At 64.8% G+C, this 23,444-nt stretch carries 19 protein-coding genes and 3 pseudogenes; 17 read left to right on the top strand and 5 right to left on the bottom strand.

The features are described 5' to 3' along the window. Nucleotides 1-88 precede the first annotated feature (88 nt). The 3 genes and pseudogenes from K9U40_RS08815 to K9U40_RS08805 all read right to left on the bottom strand — a co-directional run. Nucleotides 89-922, bottom strand: a complete 834-nt coding sequence (locus K9U40_RS08815; RefSeq protein ID WP_282639169.1) for a universal stress protein — start codon at nt 920-922, stop codon at nt 89-91. Between the two features lie 159 nt (nt 923-1,081). Beyond that, the gene (locus K9U40_RS08810) at nt 1,082-3,835 is read right to left on the bottom strand and encodes a cation-transporting P-type ATPase (protein ID WP_282639170.1); all 2,754 of its coding nucleotides are present in this window, start codon (nt 3,833-3,835) and stop codon (nt 1,082-1,084) included. Nucleotides 3,836-4,207: 372 nt separating this feature from the next. Next, a pseudogene (locus K9U40_RS08805) lies at nt 4,208-4,954 on the bottom strand (IS256 family transposase); the annotation flags it as partial. Between K9U40_RS08805 and K9U40_RS08800 the strand changes: the two are divergent. The 6 genes and pseudogenes from K9U40_RS08800 to istB all read left to right on the top strand — a co-directional run bounded on the left by K9U40_RS08800 (nt 4,937) and on the right by istB (nt 9,697). Continuing rightward, nucleotides 4,937-5,314 (top strand): ABC transporter permease subunit, encoded by a 378-nt coding sequence (locus K9U40_RS08800; RefSeq protein WP_282639172.1) that lies wholly within the window; start codon nt 4,937-4,939, stop codon nt 5,312-5,314. The pseudogene K9U40_RS08805 and the gene K9U40_RS08800 overlap by 18 nt on opposite strands. A 356-nt stretch (nt 5,315-5,670) precedes the next feature. Continuing rightward, entirely contained in the window at nt 5,671-6,009 is a 339-nt protein-coding gene (locus K9U40_RS08795; protein ID WP_282639173.1) for a type II toxin-antitoxin system RelE/ParE family toxin, read from the top strand. Nucleotides 6,010-6,020: 11 nt separating this feature from the next. Beyond that, nucleotides 6,021-6,302 (top strand): helix-turn-helix domain-containing protein, encoded by a 282-nt coding sequence (locus K9U40_RS08790; protein WP_282639180.1) that lies wholly within the window; start codon nt 6,021-6,023, stop codon nt 6,300-6,302. Between the two features lie 210 nt (nt 6,303-6,512). Beyond that, nucleotides 6,513-6,794, top strand: a pseudogene (locus tag K9U40_RS08785) (site-specific integrase); the annotation flags it as partial. 589 nt (nt 6,795-7,383) lie between these two features. Continuing rightward, the gene (gene istA / locus K9U40_RS08780; protein WP_282889842.1) at nt 7,384-8,913 is read left to right on the top strand and encodes an IS21 family transposase; all 1,530 of its coding nucleotides are present in this window, start codon (nt 7,384-7,386) and stop codon (nt 8,911-8,913) included. Further along, the gene (gene istB, locus K9U40_RS08775) at nt 8,903-9,697 is read left to right on the top strand and encodes an IS21-like element helper ATPase IstB (RefSeq protein ID WP_282643066.1); all 795 of its coding nucleotides are present in this window, start codon (nt 8,903-8,905) and stop codon (nt 9,695-9,697) included. The genes istA and istB overlap by 11 nt, the downstream gene beginning before the upstream one ends. Before the next feature lie 47 nt (nt 9,698-9,744). On the opposite strand, the gene K9U40_RS08770 is transcribed toward istB, so the two are convergent. Next, entirely contained in the window at nt 9,745-9,948 is a 204-nt protein-coding gene (locus tag K9U40_RS08770) for a hypothetical protein (RefSeq protein ID WP_282889828.1), read from the bottom strand. A gap of 73 nt (nt 9,949-10,021) precedes the next feature. Here K9U40_RS08770 and K9U40_RS08765 point away from each other — a divergent pair. The 11 genes and pseudogenes from K9U40_RS08765 (at nt 10,022) to K9U40_RS08715 (ending at nt 22,907) form a co-directional block, all read left to right on the top strand. After that, a protein-coding gene (locus tag K9U40_RS08765; RefSeq protein WP_282889827.1) for an IS3 family transposase occupies nt 10,022-11,193 on the top strand; the annotation gives its coding sequence in 2 pieces (ribosomal slippage) (nt 10,022-10,286 and nt 10,286-11,193; 1,173 coding nt in all). Between the two features lie 214 nt (nt 11,194-11,407). Further along, nucleotides 11,408-12,268 (top strand): tetratricopeptide repeat protein, encoded by an 861-nt coding sequence (locus K9U40_RS08760; RefSeq protein ID WP_282889826.1) that lies wholly within the window; start codon nt 11,408-11,410, stop codon nt 12,266-12,268. Between the two features lie 146 nt (nt 12,269-12,414). Further along, nucleotides 12,415-12,840, top strand: a pseudogene (locus K9U40_RS08755) (efflux RND transporter periplasmic adaptor subunit); the annotation flags it as partial. Next, nucleotides 12,837-16,001 carry an efflux RND transporter permease subunit gene (locus tag K9U40_RS08750; protein ID WP_282889825.1) on the top strand — a complete coding sequence of 1,055 codons (3,165 nt, stop codon included), beginning with the start codon at nt 12,837-12,839 and terminating at the stop codon, nt 15,999-16,001. The pseudogene K9U40_RS08755 and the gene K9U40_RS08750, both read left to right, overlap by 4 nt. A 325-nt stretch (nt 16,002-16,326) precedes the next feature. Continuing rightward, nucleotides 16,327-16,545, top strand: a complete 219-nt coding sequence (locus K9U40_RS08745) for a GDCCVxC domain-containing (seleno)protein (protein WP_282640779.1) — start codon at nt 16,327-16,329, stop codon at nt 16,543-16,545. Between the two features lie 311 nt (nt 16,546-16,856). Beyond that, nucleotides 16,857-17,213, top strand: a complete 357-nt coding sequence (locus tag K9U40_RS08740) for a hypothetical protein (protein ID WP_282889824.1) — start codon at nt 16,857-16,859, stop codon at nt 17,211-17,213. Between the two features lie 377 nt (nt 17,214-17,590). After that, nucleotides 17,591-18,139 (top strand): Spy/CpxP family protein refolding chaperone, encoded by a 549-nt coding sequence (locus K9U40_RS08735; protein ID WP_282889823.1) that lies wholly within the window; start codon nt 17,591-17,593, stop codon nt 18,137-18,139. A 122-nt stretch (nt 18,140-18,261) separates the two neighbouring features. Next, nucleotides 18,262-18,573, top strand: a complete 312-nt coding sequence (locus K9U40_RS08730) for a DUF2933 domain-containing protein (RefSeq protein WP_282640782.1) — start codon at nt 18,262-18,264, stop codon at nt 18,571-18,573. Next, nucleotides 18,570-19,247, top strand: a complete 678-nt coding sequence (locus K9U40_RS08725; RefSeq protein ID WP_282640783.1) for a methyltransferase family protein — start codon at nt 18,570-18,572, stop codon at nt 19,245-19,247. Before K9U40_RS08730 ends, K9U40_RS08725 begins: the two co-directional genes overlap by 4 nt. Continuing rightward, on the top strand, nt 19,240-21,618 hold the full coding sequence (locus tag K9U40_RS08720) for a heavy metal translocating P-type ATPase (protein ID WP_282640784.1): 2,379 nt from the start codon (nt 19,240-19,242) through the stop codon (nt 21,616-21,618). Before K9U40_RS08725 ends, K9U40_RS08720 begins: the two co-directional genes overlap by 8 nt. Nucleotides 21,619-21,857: 239 nt before the next feature. Beyond that, nucleotides 21,858-22,907, top strand: a complete 1,050-nt coding sequence (locus K9U40_RS08715; RefSeq protein WP_282889822.1) for a DMT family transporter — start codon at nt 21,858-21,860, stop codon at nt 22,905-22,907. On the opposite strand, the gene K9U40_RS08710 is transcribed toward K9U40_RS08715, so the two are convergent. Then, complete coding sequence (locus K9U40_RS08710) at nt 22,904-23,311, bottom strand: MFS transporter (protein WP_349239424.1); 408 nt, start codon at nt 23,309-23,311, stop codon at nt 22,904-22,906. The genes K9U40_RS08715 and K9U40_RS08710 overlap by 4 nt on opposite strands. Nucleotides 23,312-23,444 lie beyond the last annotated feature (133 nt).

The following is a 23,444-nucleotide window of genomic DNA, read 5'->3' as shown; positions in this document are numbered from 1 at the left end:
CGAGCCCCGGTGGAATGTGGCGGCCCTGTTTGGCCGAAGCGCTCCCGATATGGTTCAAGGGGCGCGGGCCGATGGCCCGGCTGCCGCGCTAATGGTACAGGAAGATGCAGGATTTCGGCGCGCCAATGAGGCTCTGCGTCGTCGATCCGAAGAGGAATTCCTTGAGACCGCGATGGCCGTAGGCGCCCATGACCAGAAGCTCGGCCTGGCCATGGGCGGCCTGCACGCCGATGATCTCCGCGGGGGGCTCCGCGGAGCCGATAGGGCGCGGATCGGCCTCGTATCCATGGAGATGGAGGTAGGCCGAGGCTTCGCCAGCCAGCCGCTCCGCGGTCTGGAGGTTCGAATCGACGGAGGAAACTTGCACGCGACGGCCCTTCCAAGCGCCGATCAGCACGAAGAGCTGGAGCGCGCGCATGGCCGGCAGGCTTCCGTCATAGGCGATGAGGACGGAGCCTACGGAGGGAAGCTGATCCGGGCAGACGAGAACCGGACGCGGGGTCGTGAAAAGCAGCTGATTCAAGGTGTCGGAGTTCCGCTCGCGCTGTGTGCCGCGAAAAGTGACATCGTGACCGGTGACAACAAGATCGGACGTCGCGCTTGCGGCCGTCACCTGTTCAAAGGGATCGCCGTCGAAGCTGATGCCTTTTGGTACGATTCCGTCGTTGGCACACTCTCTCTCAAAGGTTTCCGCGACACGCCGGCGCGCCTTCTTGGCCTGAGCCTTGAGGCCCGTTTCCATCTGCGCGTGATACGCCGCACCGCCGATGGTGCCGGGCATGGGAGCTTCGATGAATGACAGATCAACTCCTGACACTGATGTGATCTGGGCGTCCTGCGCCTTGACGAGCCGCCGGGCATATGCGCTCGCCACGGCACTGGAGGTGCTCTCGCCGAGCAGGACCAGCACGTTTTTCAGCATCGAAGGTTTCCTCCGCGGATCGTCGTCCCCTGGATAGACTGTCAGCCATCTCTCCGAAAGCTACGCTTTCAGCCTTCTACCACGAGACGCAGCGTCACGCAGAGCCCGGGGTGTGTCACGGCGCGCGAGATGCCATCCTCGCGCAAGGGTCCCTCCCTTTCATGCGTGCCGCGCGCCCCACGCGGCAGCAAGCCGCTTCTCCGCCTCCACGATGACCAGCAGCGCAACGCCGACCGCAACGATGGCCATGCCATCGCCAAGCGACACGGGACGGCTGCCGAAGACCGCCTGCATCGGAGGCAGATAGGTGAAGGCGAGCTGTGCCCCGACCACGGTGGCGACACCGGCCAGCACGGCCCGCGTGCCGAGAAGCCCTTGCCAGGTTAGCGAAGTGCCATGCACGTAGCGGACACTGAACAAATAGAAGATCTCCAGCACGACGAGCGTGTTGACCACCATGGTGCGCGCCGTCTCGACCGACAGTCCACGGGACGTGGCCCAAGTATAGATGCCGAACGTCCCGGCGACCATGAGGGCGGACACGAACAGGATGCGCCACAGGAGGCGGCCCGAGAGCAGCGCCTGGCGGGCGGGGCGCACGGGACGCCGCATCGCCCCCGGTTCCGTCGGTTCGAAGGCGAGGGTCAGGCCAAGCGTGACAGCCGTGATCATGTTGACCCAGAGGATCTGCACCGGCGTGATGGGAAGCGTGAGGCCGAACAGGATCGCCAGGATGATGGTGGCGGCCTCGCCGCCGTTGGTGGGCAGCGTCCAGGCGATCACCTTGGAGAGGTTGTCGTAGACGGTGCGCCCTTCGCGCACGGCGGCGACGATCGAGGCGAAATTGTCGTCGGCGAGCACCATCTCGCTGGCTTCCTTGGCGGCCTCGGTGCCCTTTCCGCCCATGGCCACGCCGACATCCGCACGCTTCAGCGCTGGCGCGTCATTGACCCCGTCGCCCGTCATGGCGATGATCGAGCCGTCCAGCTGGAGCGCCTCGACAAGGCGGAGCTTATGCTCGGGACTGGTGCGGGCGAAGACGGTCGCCTCCAGGGCGTGCCTGCGGAACGAGGCATCGTCCATCCCATCGAGTTCCTGGCCGGTCACGCTCTTCGGATCGTCGCCAAGGCCGAGTTGGCGCGCGATGGCGCGTGCCGTCGCGGCGTGATCGCCGGTGATCATCTTGACGCTGATGCCCGCCGCCTTGCATTCGGCGATCGCCGCCACCGCCTCCTGGCGCGGCGGATCGATGAGCCCCACCAGACCGAGCAGCGTGAGATTTTGAGCGACCTCGGCCGGCGAAATCTCCTGTGTGCCCGCCTCCAGGGGGCGCCGTGCGATCGCGATGACCCGCTGGCCACTTTCGGCGAGGGCATCGATCCGGTTGTGCCAGAGGCGGTGATCGAGCGGCCGCTCGCCGTCGAGCGCCGCCACATGGCTGCACATGGCGAAGATGCGTTCGGGCGCGCCCTTCACGTAGGCGACCACCGGCGGCTGCGCGTTGCCGGCATGGAGCGTCGCCATGTAGCGATGCCGGGAATCGAAGGGGATCTCATCCAGGCGGGGGAAGCTGGTCCGGACGGCCGTCGGTTCGTGCCCGGCCTTGATCGCCAGCGAGAGCAGTGCCCCTTCCATGGGATCGCCGTCGACCAGCCAGTCCTCGCCGCGTTGGCGCAGGTGAGCATCGTTGCAAAGGAGGGCGGCAAGCGACAGATCCACCAAAACCGGATCACTGGCGGGATCGAGCGGGGCGCCTGCCTTGATCCGGAAGCCGCCCGTGGGCGCATAGCCAGCGCCCTCGACCTCGATCTCTCGGTCGGCGGTGACCACCATGCTCACCGTCATCTCGTTGCGGGTGAGCGTGCCGGTCTTGTCGGAGCAGATCACCGAGACGGAGCCCAGCGTCTCGACGGCGGGCAGGCGCCTGACGATGGCGTTGCGGCGCGCCATGCGCTGGACGCCGACGGCGAGCGTGACCGTCATCACCGCGGGCAGGCCCTCGGGGATGGCCGCGACCGCAAGGCCGACCACAACCATGAACGCTTCGTCCAGGTCGTAGGCTCGGGCGAGCGTGGCATAAGCGAACACGAGAGCGGAGATGCCGAGCACGGCAATGGTGATCTGGCGGGCGAACCGGTCCATCTGCCGGATGAGGGGCGTGGTCAGCTGCGTCACCGCACCGATCATGGTGCTGATCCGCCCGAGCTCGGTGGCGGCGCCGGTTGCCACGACGACGCCGATTCCCTGTCCGCCGGTCACGAAGGTGCCGGAGAAGGCCATCGACAACCGGTCGCCAAGTGCGGCGCCGGCATCGACGGATTGAACCGATTTGTCGACGGGAACGGATTCTCCAGTGAGGGTCGCCTCGTCCACCCTCAGGCTGCGCGCCCTGAGGAGCCGCAGGTCCGCCGGCACCCGGTCGCCGGCCTCGAGCATCAGGATGTCGCCAGGAACGACCGCGTCCGCTCCAACCGTGACACGGCGGCCGTCGCGGATGACCGAGGCGTGCGGGTCGATCATCGCGCGGATGGCATCAAGAGCCTTCTCGGCGCGACCTTCCTGAACAAAGCCGATGATCGCGTTGATAAGTGTGACGGCAAGGATCACGAGGGCGTCCGTGCCATGTCCCATCGCCGCGGCCAGCCCCGCTGCGGCCAGCAGGACATAGATGAGGAGATTGTGAAATTGCAGCAGAAAGCGCGCGAGGGGACTGCGCGAGGTCCCCTGAGGCAGGCGATTGGGACCATAGGCCTCAAGGCGACCCGTTGCTTCGCGCTCGGAGAGGCCATCGATGGTCGTGCGAAGCGCGTCGAGAACCGCATCGGGCGCGAGGGCGTGCCAGGCTGAGTCGGGTGCGACGTCGGGTGAGGCCGGTGGTCTATTCACATCAAGCACTTCACTCGTTTTGTGCATGCCGTCTCGCTCCGTCAGGACGATCGGTGACGCGATCACCGTCCCTCACTTGAGAAGCGTCGGTGGGACGTCGCGATTGCGACGGCTGACCGGTCACTTCAGCGTCTTCCATATCACGCGAACCGACAACACTCGGCGACGGCCTCCGAGGAGCCGATCGCTTTGTGGGCTGACGCTGCCTGCGATGCGCCTGGCTTTCTGCGGGGTCGCGCTCCCTGTGCCGCCGATTTGACTGTCGATGGGTGTAGGCGGCGGGCGCCTTGCGGGAAGCGGAGCGCCCGTGGCCGGCCATCGCGACCAGATGAGTTTGTGCTCGCCCTTGTCGCGCTGGACGAGGGAGGCGTAGGCACGGGGTCGTGAAGGACGGATCGTCGCCGCGTCACGCCATCTCTTCACGTTGCGGCAAATCCGACGGATGGTACCGTTCATGTTCTCGATAATGTTGGTGCAGGCGAGCGATCGACGCAACTCGGTCGGCAGGTCGAGGCGGGTGACGATGAGGATCTCGTCGAGGCCCTCCAGGATGCTGGCCGACACGCCCGGGGCCTCGCGCTCGAGGCGACGGGCGAGATTGCGGATCAGCTTTTCGGCCATGTCGGCGTCATCGAGTTCCCAGGCTTGGCGAAGAGCCCTGCGCACCGAGGCATGCAGGGATTTCGGCAGCCGTTCGGTGATGTTGCGGGCCTTGTGGACCTGACAGCGCTGGATCGGCGCCCTTCGCCCGAAGCTGTTGCGGATCGCGTTCGACAGGGCGCGTGAGCCATCAATGATGAACAGGCGACAGACGGAGGGATCGAGGCCGCGGCCGACCATGTTGTCGGGCAGGGCCTGGCAGACGGCGGCGTTCTCGCTCGCCCCTTCCATGACCCCGAGCGGGTGCTTGTCGCCGTTGCCGTCGACGCCGACCGCGGCCAGCAGGATCAGGTCCTGATCGATATGAATACCGTCGATCTGGATAACCAGCAGATCCAACGGGGAAAGGTCGGCGGCCATCCACGCCTTCATTTTTTCGGCCGACAGCGCCACGAAGCGACGCGACACCGCCGATTTGGTCACCCCGGCTCGGTCACTGCGCCGCCCCTCGTCATCGCCGGCTGGCACGTGGACTCGCCGGTGGAACGCTGTCTGCTCGTCCTCGCCATCGCCGTCCTCGTGGCGCTCGGCGCCGCGAACCTGGTGCGGGGCAATCTCGGCCGGCAATGGATGGCGATCCGCGACATGGACATCGCGGCCGAGATCATCGGCATCCGCCCCATGCAGTCGAAGCTGACCGCGTTCGCCATCTCCTCCTTCATCCTGGGGCTCGCCGGGGCGCTGTGGGCGTTCGTCAACCTGCGCTCGTGGGAGCCCTACGCTTTCTCCATCGACCGCTCGTTCCAGCTGCTGTTCATCGTCATCATCGGCGGGCTCGGCTCCATCATCGGCTGCTTTTTGGGGGCGGCTGTGAAAACGCGCCGAAGTGGACCCCGGGTGGGATAAGGGACAACCCGTTGATCTGGTTCGTTAACTTAGCAGATAATGGGGGTCCCGATCGGCGCCGATCGGGACCCCCATCGGAATGAAATCGTCGGCCAAATCAAAGTGTTACGGCTATATGAGTTGGGGCGCTGCTTCGATGCTTATTCATACCAGGCCTCACCGAGACCGGAAGATGGTGACAAACGGCGGTCTCCGGGGCTGACGACACTATCTCCTTGATTTTATTCTATAATGTTGATTTCTGCGACTCGCGATTTTCCCGTCCTGACAGGAGTTCGATCGAGGCATGTCCCATGAAGCGAGCGCCAGCCTTTTGCACATTGCGCGACTGTCTCTGTTTTGATACACTCACCCAAATGGAGCCTGCGACCTCAAAGCCGATTCATTTTCTTGGTGACAGCCGCGAGGTTCTACGAAACTTCCCAGACGACGCACGCTGTAGCGCGGGCGTTGAACTCCGGGCGGTGCAAACGGGCCTCGAACCGTCCGACTGGAAACCCATGAAGACGGTCGGGGCGGGCGTTAGGGAAATAAGGATCAGAGAGGCATCAGGCGCGTTTCGCGTGATCTATTTGGCGACGTTGCCGGATCGGGTGCTTGTGCTTCATGCATTCCAGAAAAAGACGCAACAGACTGCACAAAAGGACATTGATCTAGCCGCGAAACGGCTGAAAACTTGGAAGGCGGAACAATGAACGCCGAAATTGTGAATGTTGAAGTCTTCGATAGCGTCTTTGACGCGCTGGCCGATACGCCGGCAGAGGCGGCGAATCTGACGGCGCGCGCTGACCTGCTGCTGGGCATCCGCGAGCGGGTCAAGTCGTGGAACGTGCCGCAGGATCAGGCTGCGAAGCGCCTCGGCCTGACGCGGCCCCGGCTGAACGATCTCCTGCGCGGAAAGCTCGACAAGTTCTCGCTGGACGCCCTGGTCAACGTGGCGACGGCGGCGGGCTTCAAACTGCATATCCAGCTCGAGGACGCTGCTTGAGAAAGCATCCCCCTCGCCGGCAATGCAAAGCCGAGTCATCGTTATAAGCGATGGCCTACGATCATTTCATCGCCCAGACCTATCTCAGAGGGCGTTTGAGAAGGATTGAACGAACCCGCTGACGCGGGAGTGGCGCGTGCATTGGCTTGAATGGCTTCCTGATGGGAAGGTTTGTTTGCTGAGACCAACCCCTGACCAGGAGACCATCCCATGGCTGAAGCCACGGCAGCGGTAAGCCCGCTGCGCCGTCGCATGATCGACGACATGAGCTTGCGCAACCTGTCGCCCGCGACGCAACGATCCTATCTGCATGCGGTGGCGAAGTTCAGCCGTTATTTCGGCCGGTCGCCGGATCGGATGGGGCTGGAGGACGTCCGTGCGTTCCAGGTTTATCTGGTGTCGCAGGGCATTTCCTGGCCGGCGCTGAGCCAGACGGTCTGTGCGTTGCGTTTCTTCTACGGCGTGACGCTGGACCGGGCGGAGATCCCGGACGTCGACATCGCGATCTACAAGCACCCGCCGCCCGTTCGCCATCACGATCTCGATCCGGCCGCTGCCGTCCGCCATCAGCGGGCCGGTCGCCGCCGCGACCTCCGGCACGATCACAGCCGGAACAAATCCTGCGCTCGAAGCCGGACCAAACCGCCCGGCCCATTACGGAATTTAGGCAGCCCAACGTCTGCATCACGGTCCTGAACAGTGCGAGCCCCTGAACCACGATGGGCTGGAGGCGGGATGGTAAGGTTCGCCTACCACCCCGCCGTGCCTGCTCCCATCAGGGCTCGGAGCAGACCTGGAACCTTAACGTGTGGTGCCGGGCGATACCAGTCGCCATCGTCGGGATGATGTGGGCCAGGGCAAACCGAACGGCGCTCCGACAAGCCTGCCGCGGTTCCTGTCGACTGATACACTGCGATCTCAGTCATCTTCAACAACGGCGCGCTGCGAGAACGCAAAATCCTGTAACTCTGTTGATTTCCACTGAGAGTTGACCCGGTAGGCACGGATTTTTCCATCGAGAAGTGACCCATGTTTTCACCACGTCTCACGCGGCATCGCGGGGGACAGCGGAGTGATCGACATGGAGTTATTGAGCGTCATCCGACGCTGGCATTATCGGGATCACCTCTCGATCCGGGATATCTCCCGCCGCACCGGCCTTTCGAGGAACACCGTGCGCAAGTACCTGCGGGCGGACAGCGTCGAACCCCGGTTTCATCTTCCCGAGCGGTCGAGCAAACTCGATCCCTATGCCGACAAGCTCGCGGCGATGCTGCGGGTCGAGAGCGGCAAGTCGCGCAAGCACAAGCGTACGATCAAACAGCTGCACGCTGATCTGGTGACCCTCGGCTATGAGGGGTCGTACAATCGGGTCGCGGCCTTTGCCCGGGACTGGAAGGCTGCCCGGTTGCGTGAGCAACAGACCAGCGGCCGCGGTACTTTCGTGCCGCTGGCCGTTGTGCCGGGCGAGGCGTTCCAGTTCGACTGGTCGGAGGATTGGGCGATCATTGCCGGCGAGCGCACCAAGCTCCAGGTCGCCCATGTCAAGCTGTCCTACAGTCGGGCCTTCACGCTTCGAGCCTACCTGCTCCAGACCCACGAGATGCTGTTTGATGCCCATAACCACGCCTTCCGGGTGTTGGGCGGCGTGCCACGGCGGGGCATCTACGACAACATGAAGACGGCCGTCGACAAGGTCGGCCGCGGCAAGGAACGCCAGGTCAACATCCGCTTCTCGGCCATGGTGAGCCACTTCCTGTTCGAGGCGGAGTTCTGCAACCCCGCTTCCGGCTGGGAGAAAGGGCAGATTGAGAAGAACGTACAGGATGCCCGTCGTCGGCTCTGGCAACCCCTGCCGAACGTCCCCTCCCTGGAAGCTCTGAACGACTGGTTGGAGACCCGGTGCCGGGAGTTGTGGTCACAGACCGGGCACGGCTCGCAGCCCGGCTCGATCGCCGATGTCTGGAGCGAGGAGATCCGGCACCTGATGGCGGTGCCGCGGCCGTTCGACGGCTTCGTCGAGCACGCCAAACGCGTTTCCCCGACCTGCCTCGTTCATCTGGAGCGCAATCGCTACAGCGTGCCGGCCTCCTTCGCAAACCGTCCGGTGAGCCTGCGGGTCTATCCCGACCGGATCGTCCTCGTCGCTGAAGGGCAAGCAATCTGCGAGCATCGCCGGGTGTTCGCTCGCTCTCATGATCGTCTGAGCCGGACCGTCTATGACTGGCGGCATTATCTGGCCGTCGTCCAGCGCAAGCCCGGTGCCCTGCGCAACGGCGCGCCGTTCGCTGAGATGCCGCCCGCGTTTCGATCCCTGCAGCAGCACTTGCTCAAGCGGCCATGCGGTGACCGCGAGATGGTCGAGATTCTGTCCTTGGTCCTCCAGCACGATGAGCAGGTCGTGCTCACGGCCGTAGAGCTCGCCCTTCAGGCCGGCGTGCCGACCAAGACCCACATCATCAACCTGCTGCACCGGCTGATCGACGGTACGCCGCTGAGCACGCCAACGATCCCGGCTCCCCCCGCCCTCACGCTGACCACTGAGCCTCAGGCCAACGTCGAGCGCTATGACGCCCTGCGCCGAGCCAGGGAGGCGCGCCATGCGTCATAATCCAGCCAGTGGAGCCATCGTCATCATGCTGCGCAGCCTCAAGATGCATGGCATGGCCCAGGCCATCACGGAGCTAACGGAACAGGGATCACCGGCCTTCGAGACCGCCATGCCGATCCTCGCCCAACTCTTGAAGGCCGAGACCGCCGAACGGGAGGTGCGATCGACCACCTACCAGCTCAAGACCGCGCGCTTCCCGGCCTATCGCGACCTCGCCGGCTTCGACTTCGCCAGTAGCGAGGTCAACGAGGCGCTCGTCCGCCAGCTCCATCGCTGCGAGTTCCTCGACGACGCACACAACGTCGTCCTGATCGGCGGTCCAGGTACCGGCAAAACCCACATCGCCACGGCTCTCGGAGTCCACGCCATCGAGCATCATCACAAGCGGGTCCGCTTCTTCTCCACCGTCGAGCTCGTCAACGCCCTCGAACAGGAAAAGGCCCAGGGCAAAGCTGGACAGATCGCCGGCCGCCTCGTCCACACCGATCTCGTCATCCTCGATGAACTCGGCTATCTGCCGTTCAGCGCCTCCGGTGGCGCCTTGCTCTTCCACCTGCTGAGCAAGCTCTATGAGCGCACCAGCGTCATCATCACCACCAATCTCAGCTTCTCCGAATGGGCCACGGTCTTCGGCGATGCCAAGATGACCACGGCCTTGCTCGACCGGCTCACGCACCACTGCCATATCCTGGAGACCGGAAACGACAGCTTCCGCTTCAGAGCCAGCTCGGCCAAACCACCTAAACCCTCAAAGGAGAAGCCCCGAAACTTGACCGCAACCTGACCCAAGACCACCATCACCCCGGGTCACTTCTCAGTGGAAATCCAGGGTCACTTCTCGCCGGAAATCAACAGTCCGAAGCCCTGATCGAGCAGGATGCCTGGTTCGCGATCGGCCTTGCGGTTCGGGTTCTCGCAAAACCGCAGTTTCATTTGGGATAACAGTACCCGCCCCCCTTCCACCAGCGATGATGTAAATCTGATCGCGTTGCCCTTGCAACGCAGGGCGCGCGAGCGCGGCAACAGCGTCTTCATCGACGGGGTGAGATGGGGCCGGTTTTCTGGACAGGGTGTTAAGCTACTCCCGACCTGAAGGACTGGTACGGGAATGAAGACGACGAGGAAGCGCTACAGCGCGGATTTCAAGGCGAAGGTCGCGCTGGAGGCGATCCGGGGTGACCTTACACTGGCGGAGTTGGCGGCCAAGCACGGCGTGCACCACACAATGATCGCGTCCTGGAAGCGGCAGGCCATCGACGGGATGGCGGGCACGTTCTCCGGGGCTGGCGATGCGGCCAAGAGTGCCAGCGAGAGCGAGTTGGAGAAGCTGCACGCCAAGATCGGGCAACTGGTGGTGGAACGGGATTTTTTAGCGAAAGCCTTCGGTCGATGAGCGTCGATCGGAGGCGGGCGGTGGTTGAACCTGCTCACCATCGTCTGTCGATCTCGGCGCAGTGCCGCCTGCTACGGATCAGCCGCTCATCCTATTACTATGCGCCGGTGCCGGAAACGGACGAGACGCTGGCGCTGATGACGGTGATCGACGAGACCTTCATGGAGAGCCCGTGGTACGGTAGCCGCCAGATGGCGCGGCACCTGCAGCGTGCAGGTTATGAGGTTGGTCGGCGCCGGGCGCGGCGACTGATGGCGAAGATGGGCCTGACGCCGATCTATCAACGGCCGCGCACGAGCGATCCGCACCCGCAGCACCGGGTCTATCCGTATTTGCTGCGCAAGCTGGTGATCGAGCGGCCAAACCAAGTGTGGTGTGCCGACGTGACATATATCCCCATGCGCCGGGGCTTCCTCTACTTGGTGGCGATCATGGACTGGGCAACCCGCAAGGTGCTGGCCTGGCGGCTGTCGAATACGATGGACGCTGGCTTCTGCGTCGCGGCGCTGGAGGAGGCGCTGGCCCGTTTCGGCAAGCGGGAGATCTTCAACACCGACCAGGGCAGCCAATTTACGTCCCAAGCCTTCACCAGCGTGCTGCGCGACGCCGAGGTCCGCATCAGCATGGATGGCCGGGGCAGATGGATGGACAACGTCTTCATCGAACGCCTTTGGCGATCCCTGAAGTACGAGTGCGTCTACCTCCACGCCTTCGAGACCGGCTCGGAACTGCGGGCTGGCCTTGGCCGGTGGATCATCTATTACAACACCCAGCGTCCGCACTCGAGCCTGGCCGGGAGAACCCCGGCCGAGGCCTATCGGCGGATCGGACAAGCAGATCATGGGGGGCATGCCCCCCATGATCTGATCATCAAACAGGCGGCATGAACGACAACCGGGATTAGCTTAACTTAGCCGCCAAACTGTCCAAGAAGCCGGGACCACCTCATTCCAAATGCGATCGCCCTGGGCTGGGAGCCGATAGTACTTGGAAAAACCCGAAGAAACCGATATGTGGCATCTTTTGAACCGTATCAGCTGAGTATCGGATGGTCTCCCTGCATTTGCTTTTCGTTGTCCCCTCAGCACCCGAGAAAACACCATGACATCACCTTTATTGACCGGACAGCATGTTCTGCGCCTGACCGGATCGAACTGCAGGCTGGCGGCCGTTTTCCTGTTCGCCTGTTGCGTCACGGCCGGCGCGGGCGCGCTGCCAGCCACGACTGATGGCGACGCTGACGAGATCGACCTGACGGAAATCGTGCGCCGTCCGACCATTGGCAATTACCGCGGATATGCAGAGTTCAAAATGGCCCGTTACGCGCAGGCTCGCCGCATCTGGGAGGCGCTGGATGCCAAGGATTTTGGCGAGGCGGCGTTCAATCTTGGCGTCCTCTACGAAGACGGACTGGGCGTCCGCAAAGACATCCCGCGTGCGCTGGCCTACTATCGCCGCGGTGCTGACAATGGCAGTCCAAAGGCGGTGTTTCGACTCGGCATTGTTTACTGGCTGGGCACAGCCGACATTCCCCGCAATGAAGCGCAGGGACGACACTATTTGGAACTGGCTGCTGCGGCGGGCGACCTTGAGGCGGCGCAATACCTGAACGCGGCTTCGACGGATACGCTGGTTGGCGTGGATCGCGCGCTGGCCCAAGGTCAAGCGGCCGAGGCGATCGGCTTACTCAAGGCGGCGGCGCAACAAGGCAATCGCCGAGCCCAGACCCGCCTGGGTTGGGCCTATGAAGCCGGACGCGGCGTCGAGCGCGATCTCGCTCAAGCCGCCGTCTGGTTCAGCAAGGCGGCCACGGCGGGCGATGGCGAGGCGATGTATGCGCTGGCCGTGATGTACGCCACCGGGGCCGGTCAAACCAAAGATCCGGCCGCTGCCGATGCCTGGCTGCACAAGAGCGCGGCGACGGGCTATGCACCGGCCATTGAGGACCTGAAAACACGCTGACGGCCGCCGCCATCACGCAGCCGCCAGCCCTGCCCGCTCAGTGAACGTGATCGTCTGGTGACGGCAGCAGGCGTGGCTCGGTGTTGATCAGATCGATCTGGCGCAGCAGAAAATCGATGTCCCGCCAATCCCCACCTTGCGTGGTGACCGCGTTGGTCGACAACCAGCGCGCGCGCATATTCGCCGGCAAGGTCGCGATGATCTATCCGCAGGTCAACAAGGAGACGCGCACCACCCGCGTGCGTGTCGAACTCGCCAATCCCGACGGGATCCTGCGCCCCGACATGTATGTCGATGCCGACATCGCCACCGGGGCCGCTGCCTCGGTCGTCACCGTGCCAGCGAGCGCCGTGATCGACAGCGGCACGCGACAGGTCGTGATCGTCGACAAGGGCGAGGGCCGCTTCGAGTCTCGTCCGGTCAAGCTCGGCCGCCGGGACACGGACTACGTCGAGATCCGGGACGGCGTCGCGGCGGGCGACAAGGTCGTCGTCGCGGCGAACTTCCTCATCGATGCCGAAAGCAACCTCAAGGCGGCACTGAGCGGCCTCAACGGCGGGGATTCCAAATGATCGGTCGCCTCATCGCCTGGTCCGCGCGCAATGTGATGCTTGTCCTGATCGGTGCGGTCTTTGCCGTTGCGGCCGGCGTCTACGCCGTCAGGACCTCGCCGCTCGACGCCATCCCAGACCTCTCGGACGTGCAGGTCATCGTCTATACCGAGTATCCTGGCCAAGGGCCGCAGGTCGTGGAGGACCAGGTCACCTATCCGCTGACGACGGCGATGCTGACGGTCCCGAAGTCGAAGGTGGTGCGCGGCTTCTCCTTCTTCGGCGTCTCCTTCGTCTATGTGATCTTCCAGGACGGCACCGATCCCTATTGGGCGCGCAGCCGCGTCCTGGAATTCTTGAATGCCGCGGCACAACGCCTGCCGCAGGGCGTGACGCCCAGCCTCGGCCCCGATGCGACAGGCGTCGGCTGGGTCTACCAATACGCCGTCCTCGCCAAGGATCGCACGCTGGCGGAGTTGCGCTCGCTTCAGGACTGGACCATCCGCTACGGCCTCGCCAAGGCGGAAGGTGTCGCCGAGGTCGCCAGCGTCGGCGGCTTCGTCAAGCAATACAATATCGTGGTCGACCCGCAGCGACTGCGCGCCTTCGGCATCCCGCTTCAGAAGATCCGCGAGGCCGTCCGGGCGAGCAACATGGACACAGGCGGCCGTTCCGTGGAGCTCTCCGAGTTCGAGTTCATGGTCCGCGGCCGCGGCTATCTGAGAGGTATCGGCGATCTCGAGCAGATCGTGCTCAAGAGCGATGGCGGGACGCCGGTGCTGCTGCGCGACGTCGCCCATATCGAGCTCGGCCCCGACGAGCGGCGCGGCATCACCGAGCTCAATGGCGAGGGCGAGGTGGCGAGCGGCATCGTCCTGCAGCGCTTCGGCGCGAACGCGCTCGACGTGATCGAGAACGTCAAGACGCGCCTTGCCGAGATCATGCCGAGCCTGCCCAAAGGCACGGAGATCGTCCCGGTCTATGACCGTTCGCAGCTCATCGACGCCGCGATCGAGACACTGAAGGGAACGCTCATTGAGGAGAGCGTCATCGTCGCGCTGGTGTCGATTGTGTTCCTCCTGCACGTCCGCAGCGCGCTGGTGGCGATCCTGATGTTGCCGGTCGGCGTGCTGATGGCCTTCGTGGCGATGAAGCTGCTCGGCCTCGGCTCCAACATCATGAGCCTTGGCGGCATCGCCATCGCCGTCGGTGCCATGATCGACGCCGCCATCGTGATGATCGAAAACGCTCACAAGCACCTTGAGCGGGCGCCGCCCGACAAGCCCCGCGTCGAGGTTCTGATCGAGGCGGCCAGGGAGGTCGGCCCCGCGCTGTTTTTCAGCCTTTTGATCATCACCGTCTCGTTCCTGCCGATCTTCACGCTGGAATCGCAGGAGGGCCGGCTGTTCGGGCCACTGGCCTTCACCAAGACCTTCTCGATGGCGGCGGCCGCGCTGCTCTCATTGACGCTCGTGCCGGCGTTGATGGTGATCTTCGTCCGGGGGCGGATCGTCCCGGAGCACAAGAATCCGATCAACCGCTTCCTGATCTTTGTCTACCGGCCGGTCATCCACGGCGTGCTCAAGGCCAAGACGCTGACGATCCTCGTCGCGCTCGCGGCGCTCGGCGCCTCCTGGTGGCCCGCCATGCAACTCGGCTCGGAGTTCATGCCCAATCTGAACGAGGGCACGCTGATGTACATGCCCACGACATTGCCGGGCATCTCGGTCACCAAGGCCGCGGACCTTCTTCAGACGCAGGACCGCATCATCAAGTCCTTCCCCGAGGTCGAAACGGTCTATGGCAAGGCCGGACGCGCACTGACGGCGACCGATCCGGCGCCGACCGAGATGTTCGAGACCATCATCAACCTGAAGCCGAAGGATCAATGGCGGCCGGGCGTCACCATCGACAGCCTGAAGGCCGAGATGGACGCCGCGCTCCAGTTCCCCGGTGTCTCCAATGCCTGGACCATGCCGATCCGGGCCCGCATCGACATGCTCTCCACAGGGATTCGCACCCCCGTCGGCATCAAGGTGTTCGGCACCGACCTGACACAGATGGAAGCTGCGGCCCGCCAGATCGAGACCGTGGTCAAGACCGTTCCCGGCACGTCGAGCGCCTATGCCGAGCGGGTAATCGGCGGCTACTATCTCGATATCGTCCCGGATCGCAGCGCGCTCGCGCGCTACGGGCTCATGATCGGTGACGTACAGGACGTGATCGCGACGGCGCTCGGCGGTGATGCCGTCACCACGGCGGTCGAGGGGCGCGAGCGCTATAGCGTCAACATCCGCTATCCGCGCGACTTCCGCAGCGATCCGTCCTCGATCGCCGGCAACGTGCTGGTGCCGTTGCCGAACGGAGGGACCGTGCCGCTCGGCGAGGTCGCCAAGGTCGAACTCACCCGGGGCGCCACCTCGATCCGCACGGAGAACGGCCAGCTCGCCATCTACATCTATGTCGACATCCTCGGCCGCGATCTTGGCGGATATGTCGCCGAGGCGCAGCGCGCGGTCGCAGGCCAGGTCGCGTTCCCGGCCGGGACCTATGTCTCCTGGAGCGGCCAGTTCGAATATCTGGAGCGGGCGGAGGCGCGACTTAAGATCGTCGTGCCGGTCACGCTGCTGATCATCTTCCTGCTGCTCTATCTGAACTTCCGCCGGATCACCGAGACGGTGATCGTGATGCTGTCGCTGCCGTTCGCGCTGGTCGGCGGCCTGTGGCTGATGTGGTGGCTTGGCTTCAACATGTCGGTCGCGGTCGCGGTCGGCTTCATCGCGCTCGCCGGCGTGGCGGCGGAAACCGGTGTGATCATGCTGATCTATCTCGACCACGCCTGGAGCGAGGTCGGCACCAAGGTCGCGGCAACAGGCCGGAGCTTGACGCGCGCCGACCTCCATCACGCGATCATGGAGGGCGCCGTTGAGCGTGTGCGACCCAAGATGATGACCGTGGTGGCCATCATGGCGGGCCTGATCCCGATCCTGTGGAGCACCGGAGCAGGTTCGGAAATCATGCAGCGGATCGCCGTCCCGATGATCGGCGGCATGGTCTCCTCGACCCTGCTGACGCTGATCGTGATTCCGGCCATCTACGGACTGGTCAAGGGATGGGGGCTGACCTCGAACGCTGCAGCGGTCAGGTCGGAGTCTGTTGCCGGCCAACTCGCGGCCGAATGAGACGTGCACCGGAGCAGAATCGGCGGCCCCAGTCCAAGGGCCTCGCGAAGGGACGAGTTCTCGTGACGAGAGAATGCCTCGGAGCTTGTTTGGAAATTCAGAAGGGCGATCTCCGCGATTACTTTCGTCATGCTCGGCCTTGTGCCGGGTATCCACGCCGAATCGCTTGGTATAACGTGGGGAAAAGCTTTTCCGGCCGCCCGAGACCTACACAGTGGTTCTCTTTGCGCCCGGCGGGCAGTGCGTGTTCGTGCGCTATCGTGGGGCGTAAGCCTGCCGCGGAGCGCAGGGGATCTGATCTCGAACCACCAGTGGAGCGCGGCCCATGACGATTTTGGAGACCACCATCACCTGCCCGCACTGCCGCACGGCATTCAAAGAAACGATGCCGACGGATGCCTGCCAGTATTTCTACACGTGTCGGGCGTGCCGCGCTGTACTGAAGCCGAAGCCCGGAGATTGCTGCGTCTTCTGCTCCTATGCGGACGTGCCATGCCCGCCGGTTCAGGACGATCGATCCGATTGCTGCAGGTCCAAACCCTGAGATTCATCCAGGCACATGTCGACCGCCATCGACGAATGCACCTCGCTGACCCGACACTTTCGGTCACGCGGTAGCGGCATTGATACAGCGTGCTGCCGATTTTTCAGCGCAAAGGGTCCATGATCGAATTTTCAATGCCGTCCCGGGTTGCTGGCTCACTGTGATGATGAAAACGTCTTCTCATCAGGAAATCGGTCCATTGATCGTGATCAAGGCGAGCTTTTTGGGAAAGAGTATCGTGATATAATTCGTAAAAGAGGGACTCGAGCTGACCTATGATCAGAGCGTGGCGCGCGATGAGACAGGCAAAGTTGCTGTCGACCTTCTTGGTCGCAGTAGTGATGCTGTTCGCGCCCTTAACCACCGCCATACCTTTGCAATGCCACGATGATGACGGTCCCGCGCTCGCGGCGCATGCGACAGTTTCGGATGCCGCGCAGCATGTCGTCGCCTCCGGTCATGTCGCCCACCCCGACGCGTCATCGCAGGGCATCGACCAAGAGAAATGCTGTGACTTCGCCTGCGGCGCCCATGCCATCGCTGTCGACAGCATGAGCGAAAGCGTCCTTGATCTCCCCTTCATCCGGCGGCACTTCGACCGGACCAGTCAAGTCGCCCGCGGGTTGGCGGTTTCCCCCGGCCTTGAGCCCCCTCGTTTCCGTGCCTGATTACATCTGAGCCGCCTTTCCGTCTGGGGAGGCCGCTAGATCATGGCATGCGCCGAGAGGCGCGTTCAGGCCATGTCGGCTTCGCTCCGACAGGAATACGAGCACATCACCATGAATCGTCGGGACTTTCTCGGTCAGCTGATGGCCGGCAGTGCTGCGCTTGGTGGCGCGCAGGCTGCGCGATGACTTCTACGAACGGGAGTTCGAACAGGTCTACGGCGCGAAACCCGTGTTTCCCGCCTTCCATGGACCCCTTCCAGGAACACCCCCGGGAAGCGGCAGGACGGACGCTGGCATGCCATCGTGATGCTCGCGGACGAGTTCGAGACGCAGCGAAGCGGCATGTGCCGCTTCGCGACAACAGGAGAAAGCCGACCATGACGACGTTTCGCAAACTGATGGTGGCAAGTGCGGTGTTGATTTTGGCCGCACCGGCCCTTGCCGAAGACGCGCACCACCCGACCGGCGCGCAGCCGACCACTCCGCCGGCCGCTTCTCCGGCGTCCGACGCGCAGCAGGGCATGATGGGGGCGGGCATGATGGGGATGATGGGAGGAGGCTCCATGGGCATGATGGGCCAGATGATGGCCCCGGGGCGCATCGAGGGCCGGCTCGCGTTCCTGAAGACGGAACTCAAGATCACCGATGCGCAGCAGCCAGTGTGGAACGCGTTCGCCGACGCGCTCCGCGCCAATGCCCGCGCCATGGCGGGCATGATGGGCGATAGGCAGGACATGATGATGTCGGCACAAGGCCCTGCGGCTCTGCCGCAGCGGATCGAGGCCCATGAGCGCCTGCTCACCGAGCGTCTCGAAGCCTTGCGTCGGCTGAAGGGCGCGCTGCTCCCGCTCTATGCCGCGCTCGACGACACACAGAAGCGGACGGCCGACCAGCTGCTCCTGATGGGGCCGATGGGCGCCATGTGAGCGCAGAGCAGATCGGCATGGTGTGATGCCGCAGGCGCGGAACCCCTGCTGCGACGGGGATCAGGAGCAGTCTGGGGCGGGTGCAGCATGCACCCGCCCCAGGGGCCAGGGAGGATGATGTCATGTCGATGCATCGCAATGCCGATTCTGTGCCCGGCACCGGGAACGGGCACCACGCGGACGGGCGGTCGCCGAGCTTCTGGCGCTCACGCGGGAGCCTCGTGGCCATCGGGTTCTTCCTTGCCGTGGCGTTCCTGCTGTTCTCGGAACATCGCGCCCACGTGCTCGGCTACCTGCCATTCCTGCTCCTGCTCGCCTGCCCCTTGATGCACCTCTTCATGCACCACGGGCATGGCCATCATGGAGGGAATGGCGCTGCGCCACGTCCCGGAGCGGATGCGCCTCCCCTACGTCGGGAAGGAGAGGTCCGATGACCGATACTCCCGCCTATGGACTCTTAGGTCTCGTCATCATCAATTCCGCGGTGTTCATCCTGTTCGCGGCGAGCTTCACCCGGCTGCGCACTACGCGCGATTGGCGATCGCTCGGCGCCTTCTCGGCCTTCATCGTCGCGCTTTTCGCCGAGATGTATGGATTTCCGCTCACCATCTATCTTTTGTCCGGCTGGCTCGGGCGGCAGTTTCCCGGTGTGGATTTCTTTTCGCACGATGCCGGACACCTGCTCGAAACCATGTTCGGCTGGCGCGTGAACCCGCATTTCGGGCCGTTTCACATTTTCAGCACCGTTCTGATCTTCGGCGGCTTCTGGCTGCTCGCCGCAAGCTGGCACGTGCTTTACGCCGCCCAGCGCGACCAGAGGCTCGCAACCAGCGGACCCTATGCCTATGTCCGCCATCCGCAATATGTCGCCTTCGTCGTCATCATGTTCGGCTTCCTTCTGCAGTGGCCGACCCTGGTGACGCTCGCCATGTTCCCGATCCTGGTGTGGGTCTACGTACGGCTCGCCTGGCGCGAGGATGCGGCTTCGCACGCCGCGTTCGGCGCCGCATGGGACAATTACGCTCGCACCGTCCCTGCCTTTCTGCCCCGGCTCGGCCTGTCGTCCGGCCCGAAGGTTTCCCGTTCCGGAGAGAATTCCCATGACTGAGCAAGACCCCCACGCGGGTCATCACCCGCATGACCCTGCCGGCCATCGGCACAGGGAAGCGGGCCCCGCATCGGCGCAGATGGACCCGGTCTGCGGCATGCAGGTGAGCCCGACGACGGCACAGCACCGCGCCGATCATCGCGGGAAGACCTATTTCTTCTGCTCCGCCGAATGCCACGCAAAATTCGAGGTTAACCCCTCGGCCTATTTGGTCACCGAGGCGGATGCCCCGGCTCCGGCCAGGGAGCAGCCCCAGGGCGTGATCTATACCTGCCCCATGCATCCGCAGATCCGGCAAATCGGCCCGGGCAACTGCCCGATCTGCGGCATGACGCTCGAACCGGAGATGACGACGGGCGAGACCGGCCCCAGCGCCGAGCTTCTCGATATGACGCGGCGGTTCTGGGTCGGCCTTATCCTCGCCGTGCCGGTCCTGGCTCTGGAGATGGGCGGGCACCTCACCAATCTCCACATGCTGCTCGGCGCACAGGCCTCAAACTGGATCCAGCTCCTGCTGGCAACACCGGTGGTACTCTGGGCGGGATGGCCGTTCTTCACCCGGGCGTGGCAGTCTCTGGTCACGCGGCATCTCAACATGTTCACGCTGATCGCCATGGGTACGGGCGTAGCGTGGGCCTACAGCGTGTTGGCGACCTTCGCGCCGCAGATCTTCCCCGCCACCTTCCGCGCCGCCGACGGCTCGGTGGCCATCTATTTCGAGGCCGCCGCCGTCATCACGGTGCTGGTGCTGCTGGGGCAGGTGCTGGAGCTGCGCGCCCGCGAGCAGACCGGCGGTGCCATCCGCGCCCTGCTCGACCTCGCCCCCAAGAGCGCCCGGCGCGTGCGCAACGACGGCAGCGACGAGGACGTGGCGCTGGAGGCGATCGTGGTGGGCGACCGCCTGCGGGTGCGCCCCGGCGAGAAGGTGCCGGTGGACGGCGAACTGATCGAGGGGCGCTCCTCGGTCGACGAATCCCTGATCACCGGCGAGTCCATGCCGGTCACCAAGGACGTCGGCGCGAAGGTCATCGGCGGCACGCTCAACCAGAGCGGCGGCTTCATCATGCGGGCCGGCAAGATCGGCCGCGACACCATGCTGGCGCAGATCGTCCACATGGTCGCCGAGGCGCAGCGCTCGCGCGCGCCGATCCAGCGTCTCGCCGACGAGGTCTCCGGATGGTTCGTGCCCGTGGTGATCGCCATCGCCGTCCTCGCCTTCGCCGCCTGGGGTATCTGGGGTCCAGAGCCGCGCTTCGCGCACGGCCTGATCGCCGCCGTCGCGGTGCTCATCATCGCCTGCCCGTGCGCTCTGGGCCTCGCAACCCCCATGTCCATCATGGTGGGCGTCGGCCGCGGGGCCTCCCTCGGCGTGCTGATCAAGAATGCCGAGGCGCTGGAGCGGTTCGAGAAGGTCGACACGCTGGTGGTGGACAAGACCGGCACCCTCACCGAGGGCAAGCCGAAGGTCACCGCCCTGAAGGCCGTGAACGGCCTGAGTGAGACCGAGCTGTTGCGGCTCGCCGCGACCCTGGAGCGGGCGAGCGAGCATCCGCTTGCCGCCGCCATCGTCAACGCCGCTGCGGAGCGGGCCGCGCCGCTCGGCGAGGCGCGGGACTTCGACAGCCCGGTGGGCAAGGGCGTCACCGGAACCGTCGACGGGCACAAGCTCGTGATCGGCAGCCACCGCATCATGGCGGAGGAAGGCGTGGACCTCTCCGCCCTCTCGGCGGAGGCCGAAGCGCTGCGCGGGGATGGCGCGACCGTCATCTTCGTCGCCGTCGACGGGCGCCTCGGCGGCCTCATCGCCATCGCCGACCCGATTAAGGCCACAACCCCCGCCGCGGTTCAGGCGCTCAAGGCGGTGGGCGTCCGGGTCGTCATGCTGACCGGCGACAACAAGACCACCGCTCAGGCGGTGGCCCGCCGGCTCGGCATCGACGAGGTGGAGGCCGAGATCCTGCCCCAGGACAAGGCGAAGGTGGTGGCCCGGCTGCGCCAGGAAGGGCGGATCGTCGCCATGGCCGGCGACGGCGTGAACGATGCGCCCGCGCTTGCGGCGGCCGATGTGGGCGTCGCCATGGGAACGGGCACGGACGTCGCGATCGAGAGCGCCGGCGTGACCCTGCTGAAAGGCGATCTCCAGGGGATCGTGCGGGCGCGCCAGCTCAGTCACGCGACCATGAGCAATATCCGCCAGAATCTCTTCTTCGCTTTCATCTACAATGCGGCCGGCGTGCCGATCGCCGCCGGTGTGCTCTATCCGGCGTTCGGCCTCCTGCTGTCGCCGATCATCGCCGCCGCCGCCATGGCGCTCTCCTCGGTGAGCGTCATCGCCAACGCCCTGCGCCTACGCCGCGCATCACTCGGATGAGGAGGACATGATGATGAACTACGATGGCATGATGGAAGGCGGCATGTGGGGGATGGGGCTGGTCGGGCTCCTGATCCTCGTCCTTGTCGTGCTCGGGATCGCCGCGCTCATCAAATACCTGTGGCGTTAGCTCTGCGGTTGCATGGCCATCCTGTGAAAGACAGGCTGTTCCCGGCTGGGGGCATCAGCCGTCCTGACGCCCCCAGGCCAAGTCGGTTGGTATCGGTGAGACTGTCGGAATGATGCAAACAGCTATCCTCCTCGCCTTGGCCGCGGCGGGCCTGTTCGGCGCAAGCACGCCGTTCGCCAAACTCCTTCTGGGCTCCGTCGATCCCTGGATGATGGCCGGCCTGCTCTATCTGGGAGCCGGCCTCGGCCTCGCCGCGGTACATCTGTCCCGAACCGCCTTGCGGCTGCCAGCCGTCGAGGCGCCGCTGCGGCGGGCGGACATGCCCTGGCTTGCCTTGGTCATCGTCGCCGGAGGCCTCCTTGCTCCTCTGCTGCTGATGTTCGGCCTGTCCCTCACCGACGCGGCGTCGGCCTCGCTGCTGCTCAATCTGGAAGGCCTCGCCACCATGGGCATCGCCTGGCTGGTGTTCCGCGAGAACGTAGACCGGCGGCTCCTGCTCGGTGCCTGCGCCATCCTCGCAGGTGCTGTCCTCCTGTCGTGGGAGGGGCGCATGTCCTTGCAATGGGGCGCCCTGCTGATCGCTGGCGCCTGCCTGTGCTGGGGGATCGACAACAACCTGACGCGCAAGCTCTCATCCGCCGATCCGGTCCAGATCGCCATGTTGAAGGGGCTGGTCGCGGGCGCCATCAACCTGCTCATCGCTCTCGCCAGCGGCGCCGTCCTTCCCTCGGCCGTCACTCTCCTCGCGGCGGGCGTCATCGGCTTCCTGGGCTACGGAGTCAGCCTTGCTCTGTTCGTCCTCGCCCTGCGCCATCTCGGTGCGGCGCGGACTGGGGCTTATTTCTCACTCGCGCCGTTCGTGGGAGCGGTGCTGGCGGTCGTCATGCTCGGCGAGGCGATTTCGGTGCAGTTGGTGGTCGCCGGGTGCCTGATGGCGGTCGGCCTCTGGCTGCATCTGTCCGAGCGGCACGAGCACCCCCATGCCCATGAGGCGATGGAGCACGAGCATCGGCACGGCCACGACGAACACCACTGCCATGAGCACGAACCGGGTGTGCAGCCCGGTGAGCCGCACACCCACTGGCACCGGCATGCGCCGCTGGCGCATCGGCACCCGCATTATCCCGATCTCCATCATCGCCACGGGCACGGGACCTAAAGCCGTCCGTGCCTTCGCGAGGGCGGTTCACCATCGCGGCGGCTCCCGGGAGAAGGGTCGTCGCGCCCCGCCCGGCGCGTCAGGGCGGACACCGTCACCAGCAGGGCTGCGAGGACCGCGAAACCGGCCCCTGCGGCAAAGGTCGCCGCGGAGCCGATCCGCTCCCACAGCACCCCCGCGACGACGCTCGCCACCAGCATGGCGACGCCAGTGGCGAGATTGAACAGGCCGAAGGCGGAGCCCCGCAGCGTCGCGGGCGCGTGCTGGGCAACCAGCTTGGCGAGCAGGCCCTGCGTGAGCGCCATGTGCGCGCCCCACAAGGCGATGCCGAGAAAGGCGCCCCACAGCCCCGGCGCGAAGGCCAGCATCAGGTCCGCGCCGATGAGGACCGCCAGCCCCACCAGCAGCAGTGAGGTGGTCCCCGAAAATCGGACAGGGAGTTAAGCTTGGTTCGGCCTGACGGAAGGACGAGCCCGATGACCGGGAAGAGGAAGCGATATTCAGCTGAGTTCAAGGCGAAGGTGGCCCTGGAGGCGC

Origin of the sequence: Xanthobacter autotrophicus, from assembly GCF_030015065.1 — a bacterium.
GTDB classification, from domain to species: Bacteria; Pseudomonadota; Alphaproteobacteria; order Rhizobiales; family Xanthobacteraceae; genus Xanthobacter; species Xanthobacter autotrophicus_D.
This window is presented reverse-complemented; position numbering and strand designations above follow the sequence as displayed.

Coding starts and splice junctions, on each gene's coding strand:
- K9U40_RS08720 (WP_282640784.1), top strand. CDS start 19,240: ATGACTGAGCAAGACCCCCACGCGGGTCATCACCCGCATGACCCTGCC.
- K9U40_RS08725 (WP_282640783.1), top strand. CDS start 18,570: ATGACCGATACTCCCGCCTATGGACTCTTAGGTCTCGTCATCATCAAT.
- K9U40_RS08715 (WP_282889822.1), top strand. CDS start 21,858: ATGATGCAAACAGCTATCCTCCTCGCCTTGGCCGCGGCGGGCCTGTTC.
- K9U40_RS08795 (WP_282639173.1), top strand. CDS start 5,671: ATGGAGCCTGCGACCTCAAAGCCGATTCATTTTCTTGGTGACAGCCGC.
- K9U40_RS08815 (WP_282639169.1), bottom strand. CDS start 922: ATGCTGAAAAACGTGCTGGTCCTGCTCGGCGAGAGCACCTCCAGTGCC.
- K9U40_RS08750 (WP_282889825.1), top strand. CDS start 12,837: ATGATCGGTCGCCTCATCGCCTGGTCCGCGCGCAATGTGATGCTTGTC.
- K9U40_RS08735 (WP_282889823.1), top strand. CDS start 17,591: ATGACGACGTTTCGCAAACTGATGGTGGCAAGTGCGGTGTTGATTTTG.
- K9U40_RS08760 (WP_282889826.1), top strand. CDS start 11,408: ATGACATCACCTTTATTGACCGGACAGCATGTTCTGCGCCTGACCGGA.
- istB (WP_282643066.1), top strand. CDS start 8,903: ATGCGTCATAATCCAGCCAGTGGAGCCATCGTCATCATGCTGCGCAGC.
- K9U40_RS08730 (WP_282640782.1), top strand. CDS start 18,262: ATGTCGATGCATCGCAATGCCGATTCTGTGCCCGGCACCGGGAACGGG.
- K9U40_RS08745 (WP_282640779.1), top strand. CDS start 16,327: ATGACGATTTTGGAGACCACCATCACCTGCCCGCACTGCCGCACGGCA.
- istA (WP_282889842.1), top strand. CDS start 7,384: ATGGAGTTATTGAGCGTCATCCGACGCTGGCATTATCGGGATCACCTC.
- K9U40_RS08810 (WP_282639170.1), bottom strand. CDS start 3,835: ATGCACAAAACGAGTGAAGTGCTTGATGTGAATAGACCACCGGCCTCA.
- K9U40_RS08770 (WP_282889828.1), bottom strand. CDS start 9,948: ATGAAGACGCTGTTGCCGCGCTCGCGCGCCCTGCGTTGCAAGGGCAAC.